This window comes from Proteiniphilum sp. X52, from assembly GCF_003712195.1.
In the GTDB taxonomy this organism is placed as follows: domain Bacteria; phylum Bacteroidota; class Bacteroidia; order Bacteroidales; family Dysgonomonadaceae; genus Proteiniphilum.
Genome location: NZ_RDSD01000011.1, coordinates 40,632 through 60,723, shown reverse-complemented (window position 1 = coordinate 60,723; position 20,092 = coordinate 40,632). Strand labels below are relative to the sequence as shown.

Below are 20,092 nucleotides of genomic sequence, written 5' to 3'. Positions count from 1 at the left end.
CTTTCAGTTATCAGCATTCAGCAATTACTCCAATCTTTTCTTGGTGTTCATAATGGTGATTCCCAGTAAAAAAAAGGTCATTCCGGTCATCACGAGTACCTCTTTCCAAACCATGATAAAACCCTGTCCTTCAATCATCACTTTTCGCACAGCCGCTATAAACCATCGGGCAGGCACTACGGTAGATAGTGCTTGCAACACCCGGGGCATGCTGTCGACGGGAAAGATCATTCCCGAGAGCATCAGCACGGGAAGCATTGCCGTGATAGCCGAAACGATGACCGCGTTGATCTGTTTGTCCACTAACGTGGAGACGGTCAGCCCATAGGACAATGTCAGCAGAATGTAGATGACGGAGATCAATAAGAGCAGCAACAGGCTGCCATTGACGGGCACTTCCAGCACGAAATAACTCAGCAGGAGAATAATAATCAGGTTAATAATGGATATGAACATGTAGGGAATGGTCTTGGCAAAAACCATAGGTCCCTGTTTCAGTGGCGATGCGAGGAGCACCTCCATGGTGCCCCGCTCCTTTTCCCGGACGATGGAGACCGATGTCATGATGGTGCAAATGATCATCAGCACCAGCCCCATGATACCGGGTACAAACATGTAGGATGATTTCATGAGGGGATTGTAAATCATCCGGTTCTCGGTTCGAATTTGAAAAGGTATCCGCCCAATGCCCAGTTGTTCCTGTTGATATCCCGTAATGATCGCGGTAGCGTAGGTTACCGCGATGGATCCCCGGTTGGGATCAGAGCTGTTAGAGAGTAACTGGACAGCCGCGTCACCCGGATGAACCGCGTTTTCCTGAAAATTCTGTTGGAACACCACGGCCAGTTCGAGCTCCCCTTTTCGCATCGATTCCTCCATCTCGTTCATGGAATGCACGTTCCCCAGATAGGTGAAGTAGGGGTTCTGTCGTATTCGTTCCGCGATACCGGTGGTGAAAGCATCAGGAGTAGGGTCATACACTGCCACGCGAATATCCTCCACTTCCATGTTGATGGCGAAGCCAAACAGCAGGATCTGCACCACGGGCATCCCCAGTATCACAAGTAACGTTCTGTTATCCCGAATGATATGATAGAACTCTTTATTTGCAAACGCGATAAATTGCTTCATTAGTCCCCCCTTTCTGCTTCACGTGCCAGTTGACGGAACACTTCATCCATGGAGCCGGCCTTGAACTGATGGCGCAGCGCCGCCGGTGAGTCGAGCGCGTCGATACGCCCGTCCACCATGATGGATACCCGGTTGCAGTATTCCGCTTCGTCCATATAGTGCGTGGTCACAAAAACCGTGATTCCTTGGTCGGCCGCCTCGTAAATCATCTCCCAGAATTGTCTTCGCATGGCCGGATCCACACCGCCGGTAGGTTCATCCAGAAAGACAATCTTGGGTTCATGAAAAATGGCTACCGAGAAGGCCAGCTTCTGTTTCCACCCGAGCGGGAGGTATTTCACCAGCGTGTTGCGCTCCTGTTCAAAATCCAATCGTTTCAGCAATGCGTCGGTCTTTTCTGCAATTATTTTTTCCCTGAGGCCGTAAATACCGCCAAACAGGCGAATATTCTCCCAAACCTTCAGATCCTCGTACAACGAGAATTTTTGGCTCATGTACCCTATGTTTCGTTTGATCAATTCATTCTGTTTAATAATATCGTAGCCGGCCACGGTCCCTTTTCCCGCCGTGGGCATACTAATGCCGCACAGCATCTGCATGGCGGTGGTTTTACCGGCACCATTGGCACCCAGAAACCCGAAAATCTCTCCCTCCGTCACATCAAAAGAGATGTGATCCACGGCTGTGAAATTACCGAACTTCTTGGTCAACCCCGACACTTCCATTACTTTGTTCATGATGATATCATTTTAATTCGTTTTCACGTTCCACACCTGCCCTCCCTCACATTGCCATAAAGCAATCCTCCACGGTGGGTTCGGCGAGTTCTACACGCACATCATGGAACCCTTTGTCGGCCAGAAAATGCCTCAACGCATCGGGTTGGAAAGATTCATCCACGGTGATATGGTGCTTATCTCCAAAGGCGAAACTGGTCTTCACTTCGGGGTAGCCGCGCAAAGCTGTCAACAGGGCCGACATGCGGGTACCTTCCACCGACCATAATATCTCCCGGTAATTTTCGATGATTCCCCGGGGCGTGTCGGTAGCGATAAACTCCCCCTCCCGCATCAACGCGATTCGATCGCATCGACTTGCTTCATCCATGTAGGCCGTGGAAACCAAAATGATGATTCCCTGTTCCTTGAGCCGTCCGAGCATGTCCCAGAACTCCTTTCGCGAGACGGGATCCACCCCTGTGGTGGGTTCATCCAGAATTAGTATCTCCGGTTTATGGATCAACGCGCAACTCAGTGCCAGCTTTTGTTTCATTCCACCGGAAAGGGCACCGGCGCGACGTTTTTTGAATGGTTCTATCTGCTGGTAAATATCCTTGATCAGGTGGTAATTCTCTTCGATGGAGGTATTGAAGAGGGTAGCGAAAAACGTCAGGTTTTCTTCCACGCTCAAATCCTGGTAGAGCGAAAACCGTTCCGGCATGTAACCGATGATCTGCCTTACCTTCCGGTAATCCTTTGCCGCGTCATGCCCGTTCATGATTGCCGTGCCGCTATCGGGCAGGAGGAGAGAGGCCATGATCCGGAAGAGCGACGATTTGCCGGCTCCGACCGGTCCGATCACGCCGAATATCTCTCCCTCATCCACAGTGAAAGAAATACCATTCAGGGCATTGATTTTACCCTGTTTCCCATAGCTTTTACACAGTTTGTTCACTTCAATCATGCCCTTGGAACTTTACTTCGCCATACATGCCAATCTTAAGATAACCATCGTTTGGAACGGCAATTTTTAGCGCATACACCAGGTTGGCCCGTTCATCTTTGGTCCGGATGGTCTTGGGGGTAAATTCCGATCTATCGGATATCCAACTTATCCGGCCGTGATACGACCTCATTCCTCCTTTTCCATCGTCTATACGCACGCACGCTTCATCGTTCAGCCTGATTCGTGCAAGCTGGTCATTGGTCACGTAAGCCCTTAAGAACAGGGTGCTTATATCGGCGATTTTAAAGAGGGGAGTGCCCATTGTAGCCAGTTCTCCTGCCTCCGCGTACCGGTTTAATACCGTGCCGGAGATGGGAGAGCTGATTCGTGTTTTCTCCAGTTGATCGTCCAGTTGAGCCACTTGGATATCCACGGTCGAGCTCTGTGCCGATATATTCTCACTGCTTTTCCGGAGGGTGGACGTTTGCGCCGAGAGTTGGTTCCGGAGCACCTCCATTTGGGCCTCGATGTCATCCAACTGTTTCCGGTTGGCGGCGTTGGCCGCGATCAGTCGTTCCATACGGACTTTCTCCCGTTCCAAGGTTTTTATCTGTTCTTGGATGGCCGCGGTCTGCTTCCGGATGTCGGGTTGCTGTGCACGAATCCCCTTCGCGTTGGCGAGAAGGCTCATCTTCTGGAGATAGAGCTGGGTGCTATCTATCCGGCCGACTATCTGGCCCGCTTGCAGTTGTTCCCCCTCGTTCACGTTCAATTCCAGTATGCGACCGGTTGCTTGTGACGACACGATGATTTCCGTGGCTTCAAACGATCCGGTGGCCTCGTAATCTTCGTCGCCATTGCTGCAAGAGAGGATGAACAGGGACGAGGATGCCATAATTGTCAGTAACAGGTGACGATTTGTCTTCATGCGATTTTTATTTCTATTCTTCATTTGATTCTGTTTCAGGGTTGATTCGTGGTGTGTTTGAGCGCGTAGACTGCCATGAGGTATTGAATTTCATGCAGTGTTTTGGCTTGCTTGGCTGCTTCTTCGGCATTGATCTCCTTCATCAGGTCGGAGACGGTTAAGGTGCCATTTTCCACCTTCACCTCGGCTGCTTCGCGTATCAATGTCTGGTGGCGAATAATCTCGTCATCGTCTTGCATCGTCTTTTTATACCGTTCAATCTCTGCCTGCTGTTGCGGTATCCGGACGGATAAGTTGTGCAGGAACGTTTCTCTTTGTATGTCCACCGATTGCTTTTGAAGGTCGATTTTCTTTCTATCGTTGCCCAGCGTGTATAGATTTCCAAAGTTCCATGAAAGGCGTATCCCGCCTAAGAAGTAAGCGGAAAAATCATTGTCGAACATGTTGAGTCCCGGTTTCCCGTAGCCGGCTTGCGCGAAGGCACCCAGTTTGGGCATGTTTCTTGCCTTCAACAGCGATTTTTGTATTTCAACCGCTGCCTGCTGTGCGTTAAACACCTTCAATTCGGGACGATTAATCACGGGAGAAATCAGCCCGTCATCGGGAGACGGTTTCACGAAAACCATGCTTTGGTCGAGCGATTCTCCTGCCAGTGTCGACAACATACGAATATACGCTTCCAACATGGATTCCAACTGAATACGTTTCTGTCCTGCTTTCAGTTGCTCTACCTTTACCGCGCTCAGATCGGCCTCGTTGGCCAGCCCGTTTTGCATGTAGGCGAGCACGTTGCGGTAGTTGCGTTGCAATTCATTCTCCAATATAGCCTGTTGCTGCAGGTTTTCCTTCATCAGCAGGATGCCGAAATAGAGGTTGTTTACCCGCTCCCGCAAGGCGTAGATCTCCGTCTCCAGCTCCCGTTTTTCCAGTTCCGCGTGAGCTTGCCGGCTCTTTTTGCCGGCAGAAATATTGCCCCCGTCCCAAATAAGCTGATTCAGTTCGGCGATGACCCGGTATTGATCCTGATCGGGTACCGGTATTTCAATGGACGGCATTCCTTCCGGGAAATCCAGGTCAATATGGGGTACGTCGGACTGCCATGTGGCCTGCATGGTGATGGATCCTTGCGGAAGATACGCTTTGTTGGCATTCACGATGTTGTAATTTTTTATTTTCTCGATGATGCCGTACCGGGCAATGGCAGGGTAATTGGCTTCCGCTTTCTGCTGTATTTCATCCAGCGTGACGATCTGCCCCACCGCGACCGTACTAAGCATCCAGATCATCCCTGCGAGTAACAAAAATGTTTTTAATCTCATACTTTCCATCATTCTTCTTCAGATAGCCTTTTTGTTTGTCCTGTCAGAGCTTTATCAATATGTTCAATATTCCGTTCTTTTTCTGCCAGTTCGAAATATTTTTTTGTTTCCCTGACTATTTCTCTTGTAGTTATTATCTTCATCTTTTTAATTTTTATCTCTGTACAAATGTGTGTACATTTTTTGATATGGCCAAATTATTCTCAATTCCATTCCGGTGTGGAATTGAGTTATGCAAAAATTAAGTGTCTGTATGGTTAAAGTTGATTAAATCTTATCTGTCGTTTTCTTTGGCTCCCGGTAAAAAGTAAAACCGCTGCAAGTCAATTGATTTGCAGCGGTTTTTAGTACACCCGGCGGGAATCGAACCCACATCGTCGGAACCGGAATCCGATATTCTATCCATTGAACTACGGGTGCGGGATTAACCTATTGCCTGAAAGCAGCGTTTTCCCATTTCAAAACAATGGTGTCGGCCTTGATGAAAGGCTTTATTTCTTCGATCTGATCATCGGTCAAAAGTGTTTTGTAATTGAATGTCAGTGTTAAATCGCTTCCGTTTTCACTGAACGCGGCCGAGATCGGATAAATATGGTGCAAAGATACTGCATATTTATAATTTTCCATCTCTTTTTTGGAAGAATCAAAGAAAATTTCTGAAGAAATTTCCGGCAGGAATCTGTCATTTTCAATTTTTCTCCATTCTGTTGTATAGAAAGAGATATGACTATCACAGGCTTCCGTGCAGACAGTCTTGATTATACATACAATGGAGGAGTCTCCCTCTATCGAAAGCAATTTCAATTGAGTGGTCCCGGCATCTGATGTTTTTATCTTCAAATAGTGGCTACTTTGCGTTAATTTCTTGATTTCACCCAATGGATAAGGGACTGTTGTCACGCCTGAGTCGACCAGTAACAGGGTTTTACTACTTTCCGCCACTCCCGGGAGAAGCTCTGATGGCATTGATTTGAATAACTCTCCGACATGCTGACTTACAGCATGCGTGGAAATGGAGAGCAAAAGTATCCATATAAAATTTCGCATAATCATATTATTCAATCTAATTCAATCTTTCTCAATTTGATCAGTGAACCTGATTCAGATGAGGCGCATGATAGGCCCCGACTTTTGAAATGTTGGCAATGTCGCGTGTTTCAGAAATAGTTACACGTAGTTTTGGGACGGAGACATCGTCGAACCTAAGCAGTCGTTTATAGCCGATGGTGGTGCCCTTGGCCAATTCCACCCATTCGTCGTTTATCCACCCTTCCACGGTGAATTCTTCCACACGTTGTCCTTTCCGGATATCTTCCCGGAGCATCACCGTATTGATTGTTTCCCCGGGTATCACATTGTATTCCCGACTTGCTCCCGTGGGGGCTTTCCATTCTATATTGCCATTTGTGAGTTTTTCGTTTTCAAAAGTCTGAGTGATATAGTCGCCGAATTGCTTGAGCCGCTCGGTGTCTGTCTCGTGTAATCTGCCTCGTTTATCCGGTGGAATATTCAACAGGAGTACCGAGTTCATCCCGACCGACCGGAAATAGATATCCACCAACTGGGGCAATGTTTTTACCGCCTGATCCTCTTCCGGATGATGGAACCAGCCCGGACGAATGGATACATCTACCTCGGAAGGATACCAATAGACTGTTTTTGCTTCGGCTATAAGCCGGCTGCTACCTAAATCGTCCGTAGTAGGGGAGATACCCAACCGTATATTTTCATTGATAATGGCGTCATTGATATTCGGCTGCAGTGGTGTGACGCTCCATTCAGTCTCCCTGCCCAATCCCTCTTCATTGCCAACCCAACGCGCATCGTTACCCATAATTGCTTTCACAGCCTTGGGCTGAAGACTGTCGACCACCTGATAGAAATTCGCCCAGTCGTATCTTTGCACTTTGCTGTCATGTTCGTCGCCATGAGCGCCGTCGAACCATACTTCGTGGATTTCACCGTAGTTTGCAAGCAATTCAACCAGTTGTTGGGTGAATAGCGCGTTATATCGCGGAGAATCGGCATGACTTTCGGCATTTCTGTCCCAAGGCGAGAGGTAAATACCGAATTTCATATTGTGACGGTCACATGCTTCCTTCACCTCTTTTACCACATCCCCAAAACCGTTTCTCCAGGGTGAGGAAGCCACCGAGTGACTGGTAGTCCGGGTAGGCCAAAGACAAAAACCGTCGTGATGCTTCGCCGTGAGAATGAGCATTTTAAAACCTGCTCCCTGTAGTGTGTTAACCCATTGTTCTGCATCAAAAGCGGTGGGGTTGAACAGTGCCGGATCTTCGGTTCCATCTCCCCATTCTTTCCCGGTAAAGGTGTTCATCCCAAAATGAATGAAGGCGGCTAACTCCATCCGCTGCCATTCATACTGGCTCTGTGTGGGAACGACGTATGCTGAGAGTTTGGCTTTCTGGTCGGAAGTAAGCAAATCGGGGAAAGCCAGTTTCTTCTCGAAATAGGTGTTGGCTCTCTGGTTACACCCCGAGAGTGTTGCGAGATACACCAACAAAGCGGTAAAAAGGATCTTTCTCATTTGCTGTCTTGATAAAATTCCATTTTAAAGAAAAACCTGTTGGGTTATCTTTTGGGGTTGTTCTCCCCTCTCTCCACACAACAGACAAACAAAGTTACTATTTTTGACAGAATATCAAAGAAGAAAGCCACCCTTTTGGGGTGGCCGCGCTTCAATTTCAACTTCACTCTCCGATTAGTTCACACCGGGAGTGGCCTCTTCAATCACTTGTTCCAGGGTGTCGGCGGCGGCTGCTTCAGCAGCTTCGATAGCTGCCCGGATACTGTCGGCCTGAACTTTGGCGATGCTGTCTAATCTGGCTGCTTCAGCGATACTGTCTTGCGTTGCCTTTTCAGCATTTTTTTGAGCATTGTTGCAAGAAATGAACCCCAACGTTGCCATAGTAGCAACTAATACAATTACTTTTTTCATTTTTTAGTGGTTTTAAACGATAAATATTGATGCTTTATCAAAAACGAAGCAAAATTACCTCAAAAACATGTTACAGAACATGTTTTGATGAAAAATTACAGTTAAATAATATTAAGTGTTTGTGGATCTTGATGATCTGAAAACAAGAAACCGGATTCCCTGCTGTTTATCACTGGTAGAGGAAGCGTTTGATGGTTTTCTTGGGTGTTTTTTCAAACTCGGTTTCCACTATTTCTATGGCACTGATCTGCTCATACTGGGCTACCGATTGATTGAGTATTCCCTTATTTTCCTCCATGATCTCTTTGAGTTTCTCTTCCGGGATATTGTTTTCCTTCATGGCGGGAATATCGGGCCAGACCATCGCGACGAGCTTTGTGTCGCGCATTATGACTAAACTTTCGGCGATGTATGGGAGGTTGTTCAACTGCGATTCAATCTCTTCGGGATAAATATTCTGCCCATTCGCTGAAAGGATCATGGTTTTGATCCTTCCTTTGATAAAAAGCCGCCTTCCCTTCATGATACCCTGGTCACCGGTTTTAAGCCAGCCGTCGGCTGTGAAGGCTGCCGCTGTCGCTTCGGGATTTTTATAATAGCCTTTCATCACATTTTCACCTCTGACCTGGATTTCTCCCGGAATATTTTCAGGATCGGGTGAATCAATACGTGCTTCCATGATCTTGTCCAATACCGAACCGCAGGATGTGGGTACGAAGTCGTAATGATGATCGTAAGAAATAAGCGGGGCACATTCAGTCATGCCATAGCCGACGGTGAAAGGGAATTTTATCTTATGGAAGAAAGCTTCCACTTCAGCATTGAGTGCTGCCCCACCGATGATTACTTCCCTGAAGTTTCCTCCCAATGATTTTGTCAACGAACTTTTTATTTTATTATGTATAAGTTTATTGATCCCAGGGATTTTTAAAAGCATCTTGACAGCCGGTTTTTCTATTACCGGCAGGATCCGTTTCTTGTATATCTTTTCAAAGACAAGAGGTACCGTGATGATAAGGTGTGGCTTCACCTCGTTCAGTGCAACGATAAGGTTTTGGGGGGTAGGGGAGATGCCCAGCAATGTGTTGTGGACACCCGCGGAAAGTGCATAGAGAAAGTCGAATGCGCAACCATACACATGGGCCATTGGTAAAAATGCCAGATTGCGGTCACCGGCAAAAAGCAGATTTAATTTTTTGCTGTAAGTGACGTTCCCCGCAAAATTATTTGCCGTAATCATCACCCCTTTAATGAATCCCGTTGTTCCGGATGTGTAATTAAGGCAAGCTACTTCTTCATTGCTTACGTCTGCATACCGGATATCGTCGCGTGAGAAATCGTCCGCATAGGTGCGATAAAATAGTTCTTCGAGTTTCGTCGCCTTTTCGGTTGTACTTTCATCATTACTTTTCAGAAGAGAGTATAAAGAGGATAATTCAAATACCGGCATCTTCAGATTATCCTTGTTGATGGATTTCCAGATAACCTCACTGATAAAAACCAGTTTTGAATCGGAATGATCGATAATATGTTCTATGCTCTCCGGATTGAATTCGTGTAAAATAGGGACAATCACCGCGCCGTAAGTGATAGTAGCCATAAAAACAATTGACCAGGAAGAGTGGTTTTTACCGATCAGCGAGATCTTGTCACCCTTTTCAATCTGTAATTCCGAGAAGAGAAGGTGAAGTTTGGCTATTTCACGGGCCAGTTGACCATAGGTGTATGAATTGCCGCCTTTATAATCAGTCAGTGCGGGCAGATCCCAGTTCTTTTTGAAACTCTCTTCGTATATTTTGATGAAGTTTTGTTCAATCATGATTGCCCATTATTGCTAAATATGAGCAAAAGTAATAGCTAAAAATGTATTATCAAAGAAAAAAAGGCTGTAAATTAGGAGTAAAATTGTAATTTTGTCCCTTCACTTATTCACAGTTAATTTATTGTCGCGCGAATTGTTTCTCCCATGGATTTGTTTTCCAGGAGAAGCGATATGAATATGACAAATCAGATATGATTGATAGGACTATTTTTCAAGATAAAACAGCCGCCTATTATACCTTGGGCTGCAAATTGAATTTTGCGGAGACCTCCGCCATAGGGCGGCAGTTGTTCAATTCCGGTGTGCGTCGTGCCCGGAAGGGGCAGCAAGCCGACATTTGCGTGATCAACACCTGTTCCGTCACTGAATTGGCCGATAAGAAAGGACGTCAGGCTATCCGGAAGGCGATTCAGGAGAACCCTTCGGCATTTGTGGTCGTCACGGGGTGTTACGCCCAGTTGAAACCCGAAGAGGTGGCCGGCATAGAAGGTGTGGACTTGGTATTGGGCGCAGAGCAAAAGCTCGACGTGGTGAAATATCTCGATGATCTGAAGAAAAAAGAGAAAGGGGAGGTTGTCACATCAAAGACACACCGCATCCGCTCGTTCGTCCCTTCCGTTTCCGCGGACGATCGTACCCGTTATTTTTTGAAGGTACAGGACGGATGTGACTATTTCTGTTCCTTTTGCACTATTCCTTTTGCGAGAGGCAGAAGCCGTAACGGTTCGATTGCTGATCTGGTAAGGCAGGCCGAACAGGTTGTGCGGGAAGGAGGTAGGGAGATTGTACTGACGGGAGTGAATATCGGCGATTTCGGACATACCACCAAAGAATCCTTTCTGGATCTTCTTAAAGAACTCGATCAGGTGGAAGGTGTGGAGCGTTACCGCATCTCGTCTATTGAGCCCAATTTGCTTTCGGATGAGATCATCGATTTTGTGGCCGGATCGCATCGTTTTGCTCCTCATTTCCACATGCCGTTGCAATCAGGAAGCGATGCCGTACTGAGTCTGATGAAGCGGAGGTATGATACATCACTGTTCCGTCATAAAGTGGAGAAGATCAAACAGATCCTTCCCCACGCTTTTATCGGAGTGGATGTGATTGTGGGGGTAAGGGGCGAAACCGATGATTATTTTGCAGAGGGAGAATCATTTATCCGTTCCATCGATTTCTCGCAACTGCATGTCTTTACCTATTCCGAACGTCCCGGCACGGCAGCGCTAAATATCGACTACGCAGTGGATCCGAGAACAAAACATATGCGCAGCAAAACCTTGTTGGATTTTTCTGACGTGCGCCTGAAGGAGTTTTACCTGTCGCAGCAGGGAAGCCGGAAAAAAGTATTGTTCGAGCACACAAGACGGGGTAAGAAAATGCATGGGTTTACCGAAAATTATGTGAAATTGTATGCCGATTATGACGCGTCGCTTGTGAACAGGGTTACAGAAGTGGAAGTGGGCGCGTATGACGAGGAAGAAATGGCAATGAAAGCGATTTTTTAATGGATGACGAAGCAAGTAAAAAGGGAATCGGAGCCTTACTGTTATATGCGGTAACTTATCTGCACGCACTGTTACCGTTTAGGGTGCTGTATATCCTCTCCGATATCCTATATCTGTGTGCGTATTATGTGGTAAGATACAGGAGGAAAATTGTAAGGAAAAATCTCAAGAATGCTTTTCCGGAGAAACCCATAAAGCGTATTGAGGAGATCGAGAGAAAATTCTATCGTCACCTGTGCGACTATTACGTGGAAACTATCAAAACTCTTCGTATTAGCGATGAGGAAGCACGAAAACGGATGAAGTTCGAAAATCCGGAGATAATTGACCGGCTGACTTCTGATGGAAAATCCTGCGTGATGAGCCTCGGCCATTATGGCAATTGGGAATGGGTTCCCTCCATCGGGTTGCATCTGACGTCGGATGTAATGTTGGGATTGGTTTACAAAAAGCTGCACTCCAATGCTTTTAATTATCTTTTCCTAAAGACGAGAAGCCACTTCCATCCCACACCCATCGAGATGCGAAGTGTTATGCGGCAGATGATCCGCACTCAGAATCAGGGGAAAACAATGGTAATCGGTTTCCTTAATGACCAGAGGCCATCACCGAGTCAAGATAAATATTGGACTACTTTCATGAATCAGCAGACTCCTGTGCAAACCGGCATGGAAAAGATAGCCCGGCGTCTGGGAAACTCTATTGTTTACTTGGACATGGAAAAAGTGAAAAGAGGACATTATGTTGGTAAATTTTTTGTCATCACACCCGACGCAAGTCAAGAGGCGGAAAACACTATCATGGAACGGTACATGAGGAAACTGGAAGAGACCATCATGAGGGAGCCGGCCTATTACTTATGGTCGCATGACCGCTGGAAATTTAAGAAACCTAATTAAGGTGGGAAAGTGGGATGCTGGGAAAGTGGTGTGCCCGGGTGAGATTCACTTTTTGTTTTTAGTTTTACTGTCATTGGTAATTGGTAATTTTTAATTAATGAAAACTTCTGTCGTCATATTGAACTGGAACGGGAGAAAATTGCTGGAGCAGTTTCTTCCTTCCGTGCTGGCGCATTCACTCAACGAGGAGTGCGATGTGATTGTGGCTGATAACCATTCAAGTGACGATTCACTGGAATTTCTCCGGACTCATTATCCCGACCTGCCGGTGATTGTGCTGGACAAAAATTGGGGATTCGCGGAGGGTTATAATAAGGCATTGCAACAAGTGGATTCCGAATATGTAGTATTACTTAATTCTGATGTGGAAACCACGCCGGATTGGGTGCGGCCTCTGGTATCCTATATGGATGCTCATCCCGAAGTGGCGGCGGCACAGCCGAAAATACTTGCTTACAATAATAAAAACCGGTTTGAATATGCCGGTGCCTCAGGAGGGTTTATTGATCGATATGGTTATCCTTTTTGCAGAGGGAGGATCCTGCATGTGGTGGAAGAAGACCGAGGACAGTATGATACCGCGATACCGGTTTTCTGGGCGACGGGAGCATGCCTTTGCATCAGGAGGAAAGATTACGCGGAAGCCGGAGGCTTGGATGGACGTTTCTTTGCGCATATGGAGGAAATAGACCTCTGCTGGCGGTTGAACGCGCGGGGCAGGCGGGTGATGTGTGTGCCTGAATCGGTAGTGTATCATGTAGGCGGGGCATCACTGAACCAGGATAATCCGAAAAAAATGTATCTGAATTTCCGCAATAACCTGCTGATGATCTATAAAAATATACCCCAACGGATATATCATTCCACGTTTACGATGCGACTTTTCTTTGATATCCTTGCTTGTTCGCGACTTTTACTGAATGCCAATATCCAAAGCGCGCGGGCGGTGATCGACGCGTATAGGGATTTCCTGAGGATGCGGCCTTCCTTCAGGCCGGCACGTCGTGAGAATCTGCGGAAAGCAGTCAAGGAGGTTATTCCCACACAATACCGGAAAAGCATTTTGATGGATTTTTATTTCAGGGGGAAAAAAACGTATGCATCCCTTTTTGAAGAAGGAAAATAGATTATGAACAAGGAAATAGACTATAGAGCCCGCCGCGGTGAGAGAAATTTTTATATCGGGTCGTCCTCGAAAATAGTATTACTCGAAGTGAAAACTGAGTGTGATCATCCGTTGGACGGCTTTCGACAGTGAATTGGCATATTTCCGGAGATCATCATCTTTCAGGTCATTCCTTTCCTTTTCCAGCATATCTACCAACCCGAAGCTGAATTTTAACTCTGGAGCCAGTTTAAAAAAAGGCAGATAAAAATCACACCCCACGCCGAACTCAATTCCTGCATCATAGGCTTTTAACAGTACAGCGCGGTTTTTAATAGAAGCCAGTTCCAGACTGCCATATCCTCCCACAAGGAGATACGGACGGAAATTATTGATCCTCTCGGCAGAGATTTTCAGATGTAACGGCAGAGTGATATAGTTGTTACGAATATGAGTGGCGAATTCTTCGCCTGATGATTGTTCCCTGAATACAAATTTTTTATCGCCCAGATAAAGCGAGGGTATGACCCGGAGATTCATGAACCTGTTGACGTACATATCCCCGATGATGCCGATTGTAAATCCTGGCGAATAAGCAGGGATTTCGGAAAACCAAACCTGGCCGTTTTCATTGATGAAACCCGATTGGGTGAGTATCAGGTCTTGCGTATGTAATCCCAGCGTAAACCCCATATGAAATAGCCGCTGATCGGCGTAGGGGCGGTGTTGCAACTTACGCTGCTGGCTATGAAGATTACCTGAAATCAGGATCAACAGAAGAAAATATGTCGTTTTTTTGATCATGCTCATATTAAACGTTTTTCTCTACCGGTTATTGTGTCTTGAATAGGTTGTGCCGGATTTTATCGGGATATGATGGACCTGATGAAGGGGAAATTTATACAGATTCTAAATAACGGACAATATTTTACACCTCTTTTGTATTAGAAAAAAACTGATTATCTTTGCATCAATATAAACGAATTACAATAACTAATTTTTTACTATTATTATGGCTTACGTGATTGACGATAGTTGCATTGCCTGTGGAACATGTATCGACGAATGTCCTGTTGAGGCGATCTCGGAAGGTGATATTTATGTAATTGACCCGGAGGTGTGTACCGACTGCGGTTCTTGCGCAGAAGTATGTCCCACAGAATCAATTCATCCGGAATAAATATAAACCGGGTATTTTTGATAAAAGAGTCGAACAGCTGTTGTCCGGCTTTTTTTTGTGCCTTGAAGCAAGGGGTGCCGGAGAGCAAAACAACCACAAAAAAAACGCCTCCGTGATTGAAGGCGTTTTCCGTCATTGTTATAACCACAACGGTGTATTAACCGTTTACTTTTGCCATGTGGGCAACCAAGTCGAGGACTTTGTTGGAATAACCCCACTCGTTGTCATACCAGCTGATTACCTTTACGAAAGTCGGACTTAACTGGATACCTGCCTTTTCATCGAAGATAGAAGTGCGCGCATCACCGATGAAGTCGCTCGATACCACATCTTCGTTGGTATATCCGAGAATGCCTTTCAGTTCGCCTTCAGAAGCTTCTTTCATAGCAGCGCAGATCTCTGCGTAAGTGGTTTCTTTTGCCAGACGTACAGTCAGGTCAACCACCGAAACGTTCAGAGTGGGAACGCGCATTGACATGCCGGTTAATTTACCGTTCAGTTCGGGAATTACTTTACCTACTGCTTTGGCAGCTCCTGTAGAAGAAGGGATGATGTTGGCAGATGCGGCGCGTCCACCCCTCCAGTCTTTTGCGGAAGGACCGTCCACGGTCTTCTGTGTGGCAGTGGTGGAGTGCACGGTAGTCATCAATCCTTCAAGTACGCCGAATTTGTCGTTCAACACCTTTGTGACGGGTGCGAGACAGTTGGTGGTGCAAGAAGCGTTAGAAACGAATTGTTCGCCTTTGGTGTAGGTATTTTCGTTTACTCCGACCACATACATACGGGTATCGTCTTTCGAAGGAGCAGACATCACCACATATTTCGCGCCGGCGTCAATGTGTCCCTGCGCTTTGTCCTTGGAAAGGAACAAACCGGTAGATTCAACTACGTATTCTGCACCTATGGCATCCCATTTCAGGTCGGCCGGGTTTCTTTCAGCAGATACGCGGATGGTGTTTCCGTTTACTACCAGGTTACCCTCTTTCACATCGATCGATCCGGTGAACTGACCATGGATGGTGTCGTATTTTAACATATAAGCGATGTAGTCAACATCGAGCAAGTCGTTGATACCCACGATCTGGATATCATTTCTGTTTTGTGCGGCACGGAATACCAGGCGTCCGATGCGGCCAAATCCGTTAATACCTACTTTAATCATAACTTTATTGAATTTTATTTGTTAAAAGAGTTCTTGTTAATCGTTGTTATTGTTATCTCTTTAGGCCTCATACCGGCTGTCATACCTTTCTTGAGCCTGTCCATCCTGATGAAGAACGTCCCTAAAAACCATCTTTTTAACAGGCTTACAAAAATAGCATATTTTTTCGGTTTGATAAAATTATTTGGGACAAAAAACTGAAAATTGGCACTATCCGATAAGCGGGCAGGGGCAAAGACCTGCCACTTTGGAGAAATATTTCTTGTACAGCCAGTCAGTTTCTTGAACAGGCATTTACCTGTGACGATACTCCTCAAACCAGTCGTGAAAATTCCTGATACCGGTCTCAACCGATGTGCGGGGTTTGTATCCAAACTTCTGTTCGAGTAATGATGTATCGGCATACGTAGATACCACATCTCCGGGTTGCATATCCGCCATCTCCTTGACAGCTTTCTTTCCGGTGGTTTTTTCGATAATGCGGATGAAATCCATCAGTTGTATGGGCGAGGCACAGCCCATGTTATATACAACATTGGGAACCTTGGCTTGCGGAGGAGCGGACATGATTTTGAGAACTCCTTCCACAATATCGTCGATATAGGTGAAATCACGTTGCATTTCCCCGTTATTGAAAACCTTGATAGGCCTTCCTTCCGTAATGGCCGATATAAACAACCATGGTGCCATGTCGGGACGTCCCCAGGGGCCATAGACCGTAAAAAAACGGATACCGGTTGCAGCTATTCCATAAAGTTTGCTGTAGGAATAGGCCAACAACTCGTTTGCTTTTTTAGTAGCCGCATACAGGCTTACGGGATGATCGGTCTGGGCCGATTCCTTGTAGGGAGAGGGAGTGTCGTCTCCGTAGATGCTGCTGGAACTGGCATAAAGCAAATGCCGGACCGGATAAGAACGGCATGCCTCCAGCAGGTGCGTAAAACCCACTATATTGGAATGGATGTATGAAAGAGGATTTTCAAGGGAGTATCTGACCCCGGCCTGTGCGGCGAAATGGAGGACATGTGTGAATTGTCCTTCACGGAAGAGAGTGAGAAGTCCTTTGGCATCAGTCAGCTCAAGCCGGATAAAACGGTAGGTCGGGTATTTATCGCTCTGTACCCATTCGCCCTCTTTTATTTTCTCCTGTGGTATGCCTGTTTCGGCCAGACGGGCATATTTTAGTTGTGTGTCATAATAAGCGTTGATGTTGTCGAGACCGGCCACATCATATCCCTGCCGGACTAATTGGCGCGCGACGTGAAAACCAATAAATCCGGCAGTGCCGGTAACCAATATTTTCATCTTCATCAGATTATAAAACAACAATGAGATAAGGGCCGGTTTTGTGTTGCTCTTTGTCGGATATGACAGATTGAATATGACTGTCATTCAATACTGCTTTTTCGGGTAGCAGTAAGAGTTGTCCGGAGAATGTATTTTTCAGTATATCTTCTTCGGATGCGACTATAACTTCTTTTCCAAGAAAAACATCCATACTTCCGGGCCGTGAAATCTTATATACATAATATTGGCAAGAGCCTTTCTCCTCCGCAATCCGCATAGCTTCCCTGCATAACGTTTTCCATCCCATATAAGGATTCAACTGAGGCAAGGCTAATCCGGCGATAAATATAGTGAATAAAAGGGAGAAAGTCATCACGCGGATAGATTTACGGAGCGCTTTTTTCCGGAAAAGAAGATATAAAACCATGAGTCCGCCCAGGGAGATGACAGTAGCCGCCGCATACACCAGCGGTACGGCGATATAAGAGAGTTCGTCGACTCCCTTTATATAATAAACAGCCGGCAGCACTACTGCGAAAAGGACGGCAGGCACTGCTATCGAAAGCCGTAACCAGATGTTTTTCTCATCGAATTTATCGAGTAACATGGCCGGCAGATAGATCAGAAAGGGTATCGCGGGAAGCAGGTAGACTGCCAACTTGGAACTGATCAGCGATAGCATGACGAAAGTCGTCAGGATAATAGTAAGAAAAAACTTTTCGGTCTCGGTTTCGATTTTTTTGCGAACCACTCCGGCAATGATTAGTCCCACGCATAAAAACATCCAGGGAGCCAGCAAGTACCAGATAGCAATAGCATAGTAATAGAACGGAGATCTATGGTGAAAAGCATTCACTCCTCTTCCCACTGTTTGATGTATTAACAGGTTATTGAGATAGGCATCTCCTCCTTCCACATAAACCCCGGCAAACCAGATACCACATCCCAGCAGTAGAACCAGCCAGCTTTTCCATCCCCAGTATTGGTGCCATGTACGGATTTTACCCCGATAGAGAAGAAATATCAGGGTGGAGAGCAACGGAACCAATAGGCCGACAGGGCCTTTTGAAAAAAGAGCCAGAAAGACGTAGAGCGGAAAAAGATAAGCATCCCGTTTCTTTCCCTCCCCCCGGTATAACTTAAAAAAAGTGTAGAGTGAAAGGGTGATAAACATCACCATCAGCATATCCATACGAATAGTAATGGTAAGAGCCAGAAAGAAACCGCCGGTCATCAGCATCAGCAAACCATCGGGTGGGTAGGCAAAAGATCTTTCTTTCCTCATCCATTTCTCCATAACCATCAGCACTACCAATGCGGGCAAAAACGATAAAAGCGACAGAAACCACATTTGGTGGGTGCCGAGCAATGATTTCCCTGCCATCATCAGCCAGAAGCTGAGAGGCGGCTTATCTGCATAGATCTCACCATCCAGCGTGAAAGTAAAAAAGTTGCCATTACGCAAAGCTTCATCAATAATGCTCAGGTAACGTAACTCATTGTTAGGGGTATAGTCCCGTAAAACCATAACCGGGAGCAGCGCTATAAACCAAAAGAGATAGAGGTACTTAGTTTTCATCCGAGTGGTCAATTTCTAATTTCCAATTCTCAATTTCCAATTCTCGTGCGAAGCACATATTGCCGAGGACTCTTTAACTACACTTCCGATTTCTTTTCTTCAAACATCATTCACATTGACTCTACACGCCCCAAGTTGGCGGGATTATTCATATTGGCACATTCGTTTTAGTCTGTAAGCCGATCATGATGTTACGTACATAAGCAATAAAACCTACCGATTGTCCCAGTATGAGGACGGGGTCTTGGCGAATGATCCCGTAAGCGACGATAGTACCTGATCCCAACAGGCTGATAATCCAGAAACCGATTGGCAGTACGGACCGGTGAAGATGGGCCGAATAGATCCATTGATAGATGAAACGGAATGTAAAGAGCACCTGACCGGCTGAACCGAAGATCAGTAACCAGATAGGTATATCCTTCTGCCGGAAAAAGAGGGTGGTAAAAGCATTCATGTCGCGCATCAGTAATACAAACGCTATCACCGGTGTCAACAGGAGGATGGCTTTCAGTCCGACATGTATTCGTTTCCAAATTCCCTGCATATTGAGGTTCCACAGATAGATATAATATGCAATGAATTGCCCGAATATAATGGCAAAATCGTTTCTGAGTACCCCGTAAATGAAAAGCAGGTAGGAACCGAAAATGCTCAGGATCCAAAATATAGGGGGCGAGATTATCTTCTTTGCTTTCTCGGTTACAATCCACTGGTAAAGTATTCGTGCCGAGAAGAAAATCTGGGCTAAAAAGCCAATTCCGTAAATCCAGATGGTTGCTCCCTGCATAGATCAATCTAAATTGGTTCCGCTGATTTGGTAATTGATATAGCGTTTTTTCATCCACCGGTAAGCAAAACAGTCGATAAAAGGGCCGGTAAGCCGGTTCCACAGATGATATTTCGATTTTCCCGCTATCCGGGGATAGTGGCGTACCGGGATTTGTTGTATCCTGCCGTTTTGCAACAGGATGAGCGCCGGAAGGAAGCGGTGCATTCCGTTGAACATTGGTACACGTTTGGCGCACCCGGTATGCAATACTTTTAGCGGACAGCCGGTATCAGAGACGCCGTCACCGGTCATCATCCGCCGGTATCCGTTGGCTATTTTTGATTGCAGGTTCTTGAAGAACGAGTCTTTGCGGTTAGCACGTATACCTGTCACCAATTCATACTCGGCCAGATGAGGGAGTAGCAGGTTGAAATCGTCGGCGTCAGTCTGCATGTCGGCATCCATATAGCCCACGAATTCTGAAAAGCAGTAATCGAATCCGGCTTTTAAAGCAGCACTCAGTCCACCATTTTTTTTCATGTCAAGATAGAAAAAATGGGGGTTCCGTTCGCAGATAGTATGTATTTTTTCCCGGCTGCCGTCGGTCGAACCGTCGTTGACAAACAGCACACAAGCAGGATAGAGCGAGTGAGGTAAGAAGTTTTGTAGTTTTTCTTCTAACCGGCGGATGCTCTCCGCTTCATTGTAAATCGGGATAATAATGGTAAAAATGTATTGATTTGTTTGGTTTCTTTCCATTTCTGCATCGATGATCAACT

General features: G+C 46.1%; 20 protein-coding genes and 1 tRNA gene. 4 read left to right on the top strand and 17 right to left on the bottom strand.

The features are described from left to right. Positions 1–24 precede the first annotated feature (24 nt). From D7D25_RS10250 to D7D25_RS10205, 11 genes are all read right to left on the bottom strand, one after another. Positions 25–1,131, bottom strand: a complete 1,107-nt coding sequence (locus D7D25_RS10250; protein ID WP_122968862.1) for an ABC transporter permease — start codon at positions 1,129–1,131, stop codon at positions 25–27. Then, positions 1,131–1,868, bottom strand: coding sequence for an ABC transporter ATP-binding protein (locus D7D25_RS10245; RefSeq protein WP_122968861.1), 738 nt, complete (start codon positions 1,866–1,868; stop codon positions 1,131–1,133). Before D7D25_RS10245 ends, D7D25_RS10250 begins: the two co-directional genes overlap by 1 nt. 46 nt (positions 1,869–1,914) lie before the next feature. Further along, complete coding sequence (locus tag D7D25_RS10240) at positions 1,915–2,814, bottom strand: ABC transporter ATP-binding protein (protein ID WP_122968860.1); 900 nt, start codon at positions 2,812–2,814, stop codon at positions 1,915–1,917. Beyond that, positions 2,807–3,724, bottom strand: coding sequence for an HlyD family secretion protein (locus tag D7D25_RS10235; protein WP_122968859.1), 918 nt, complete (start codon positions 3,722–3,724; stop codon positions 2,807–2,809). The genes D7D25_RS10240 and D7D25_RS10235 overlap by 8 nt, the downstream gene beginning before the upstream one ends. A gap of 35 nt (positions 3,725–3,759) precedes the next feature. Beyond that, positions 3,760–5,043, bottom strand: coding sequence for a TolC family protein (locus D7D25_RS10230; RefSeq protein ID WP_255417258.1), 1,284 nt, complete (start codon positions 5,041–5,043; stop codon positions 3,760–3,762). 8 nt (positions 5,044–5,051) lie between these two features. Further along, a complete protein-coding gene (locus D7D25_RS18535) occupies positions 5,052–5,186 on the bottom strand; it encodes a hypothetical protein (RefSeq protein WP_255417257.1) in 135 nt (44 codons plus the stop codon). 205 nt (positions 5,187–5,391) lie between these two features. Further along, a tRNA-Arg gene (locus D7D25_RS10225) sits at positions 5,392–5,463 on the bottom strand. Between the two features lie 9 nt (positions 5,464–5,472). Continuing rightward, on the bottom strand, positions 5,473–6,090 hold the full coding sequence (locus D7D25_RS10220; protein WP_158602593.1) for a DUF3256 family protein: 618 nt from the start codon (positions 6,088–6,090) through the stop codon (positions 5,473–5,475). 40 nt (positions 6,091–6,130) lie between these two features. Then, entirely contained in the window at positions 6,131–7,591 is a 1,461-nt protein-coding gene (locus D7D25_RS10215) for an alpha-L-fucosidase (RefSeq protein ID WP_122968857.1), read from the bottom strand. A 174-nt stretch (positions 7,592–7,765) separates the two neighbouring features. Then, positions 7,766–8,002: a hypothetical protein gene (locus D7D25_RS10210; protein ID WP_122968856.1), complete on the bottom strand. Its 237-nt coding sequence runs from the start codon at positions 8,000–8,002 to the stop codon at positions 7,766–7,768. 169 nt (positions 8,003–8,171) lie between these two features. Then, entirely contained in the window at positions 8,172–9,821 is a 1,650-nt protein-coding gene (locus D7D25_RS10205; RefSeq protein WP_122968855.1) for an AMP-binding protein, read from the bottom strand. A 194-nt stretch (positions 9,822–10,015) separates the two neighbouring features. Here D7D25_RS10205 and mtaB point away from each other — a divergent pair, with 194 nt between their 5' ends. The 3 genes from mtaB (at position 10,016) to D7D25_RS10190 (ending at position 13,354) form a co-directional block, all read left to right on the top strand. Continuing rightward, positions 10,016–11,329 carry a tRNA (N(6)-L-threonylcarbamoyladenosine(37)-C(2))-methylthiotransferase MtaB gene (gene mtaB, locus D7D25_RS10200; RefSeq protein ID WP_122968854.1) on the top strand — a complete coding sequence of 438 codons (1,314 nt, stop codon included), beginning with the start codon at positions 10,016–10,018 and terminating at the stop codon, positions 11,327–11,329. After that, positions 11,329–12,228: a lysophospholipid acyltransferase family protein gene (locus D7D25_RS10195; RefSeq protein ID WP_122968853.1), complete on the top strand. Its 900-nt coding sequence runs from the start codon at positions 11,329–11,331 to the stop codon at positions 12,226–12,228. Before mtaB ends, D7D25_RS10195 begins: the two co-directional genes overlap by 1 nt. Positions 12,229–12,325: 97 nt before the next feature. Next, positions 12,326–13,354: a glycosyltransferase family 2 protein gene (locus tag D7D25_RS10190; protein WP_122968852.1), complete on the top strand. Its 1,029-nt coding sequence runs from the start codon at positions 12,326–12,328 to the stop codon at positions 13,352–13,354. 78 nt (positions 13,355–13,432) lie between these two features. Here the strand turns inward: D7D25_RS10190 and D7D25_RS10185 are convergent, their stop codons facing one another. After that, complete coding sequence (locus D7D25_RS10185; protein ID WP_122968924.1) at positions 13,433–14,137, bottom strand: porin family protein; 705 nt, start codon at positions 14,135–14,137, stop codon at positions 13,433–13,435. Positions 14,138–14,345: 208 nt separating this feature from the next. Here D7D25_RS10185 and D7D25_RS10180 point away from each other — a divergent pair, with 208 nt between their 5' ends. Beyond that, the gene (locus tag D7D25_RS10180) at positions 14,346–14,513 is read left to right on the top strand and encodes a DUF362 domain-containing protein (protein ID WP_122968851.1); all 168 of its coding nucleotides are present in this window, start codon (positions 14,346–14,348) and stop codon (positions 14,511–14,513) included. A gap of 157 nt (positions 14,514–14,670) precedes the next feature. On the opposite strand, the gene gap is transcribed toward D7D25_RS10180, so the two are convergent. The 5 genes from gap to D7D25_RS10150 form a co-directional block, all read right to left on the bottom strand. Beyond that, positions 14,671–15,675: a type I glyceraldehyde-3-phosphate dehydrogenase gene (gene gap, locus D7D25_RS10175; RefSeq protein ID WP_122968850.1), complete on the bottom strand. Its 1,005-nt coding sequence runs from the start codon at positions 15,673–15,675 to the stop codon at positions 14,671–14,673. A gap of 294 nt (positions 15,676–15,969) precedes the next feature. Further along, positions 15,970–16,980, bottom strand: coding sequence for an NAD-dependent epimerase/dehydratase family protein (locus D7D25_RS10165; RefSeq protein ID WP_185140248.1), 1,011 nt, complete (start codon positions 16,978–16,980; stop codon positions 15,970–15,972). Positions 16,981–16,990: 10 nt separating this feature from the next. Beyond that, positions 16,991–18,541 (bottom strand): glycosyltransferase family 39 protein, encoded by a 1,551-nt coding sequence (locus tag D7D25_RS10160; protein ID WP_122968847.1) that lies wholly within the window; start codon positions 18,539–18,541, stop codon positions 16,991–16,993. 148 nt (positions 18,542–18,689) lie between these two features. Next, positions 18,690–19,331: a lipid-A-disaccharide synthase N-terminal domain-containing protein gene (locus tag D7D25_RS10155; RefSeq protein WP_122968846.1), complete on the bottom strand. Its 642-nt coding sequence runs from the start codon at positions 19,329–19,331 to the stop codon at positions 18,690–18,692. 3 nt (positions 19,332–19,334) lie between these two features. Then, positions 19,335–20,072, bottom strand: a complete 738-nt coding sequence (locus D7D25_RS10150) for a glycosyltransferase family 2 protein (protein ID WP_122968923.1) — start codon at positions 20,070–20,072, stop codon at positions 19,335–19,337. Positions 20,073–20,092: the final 20 nt, after the last annotated feature.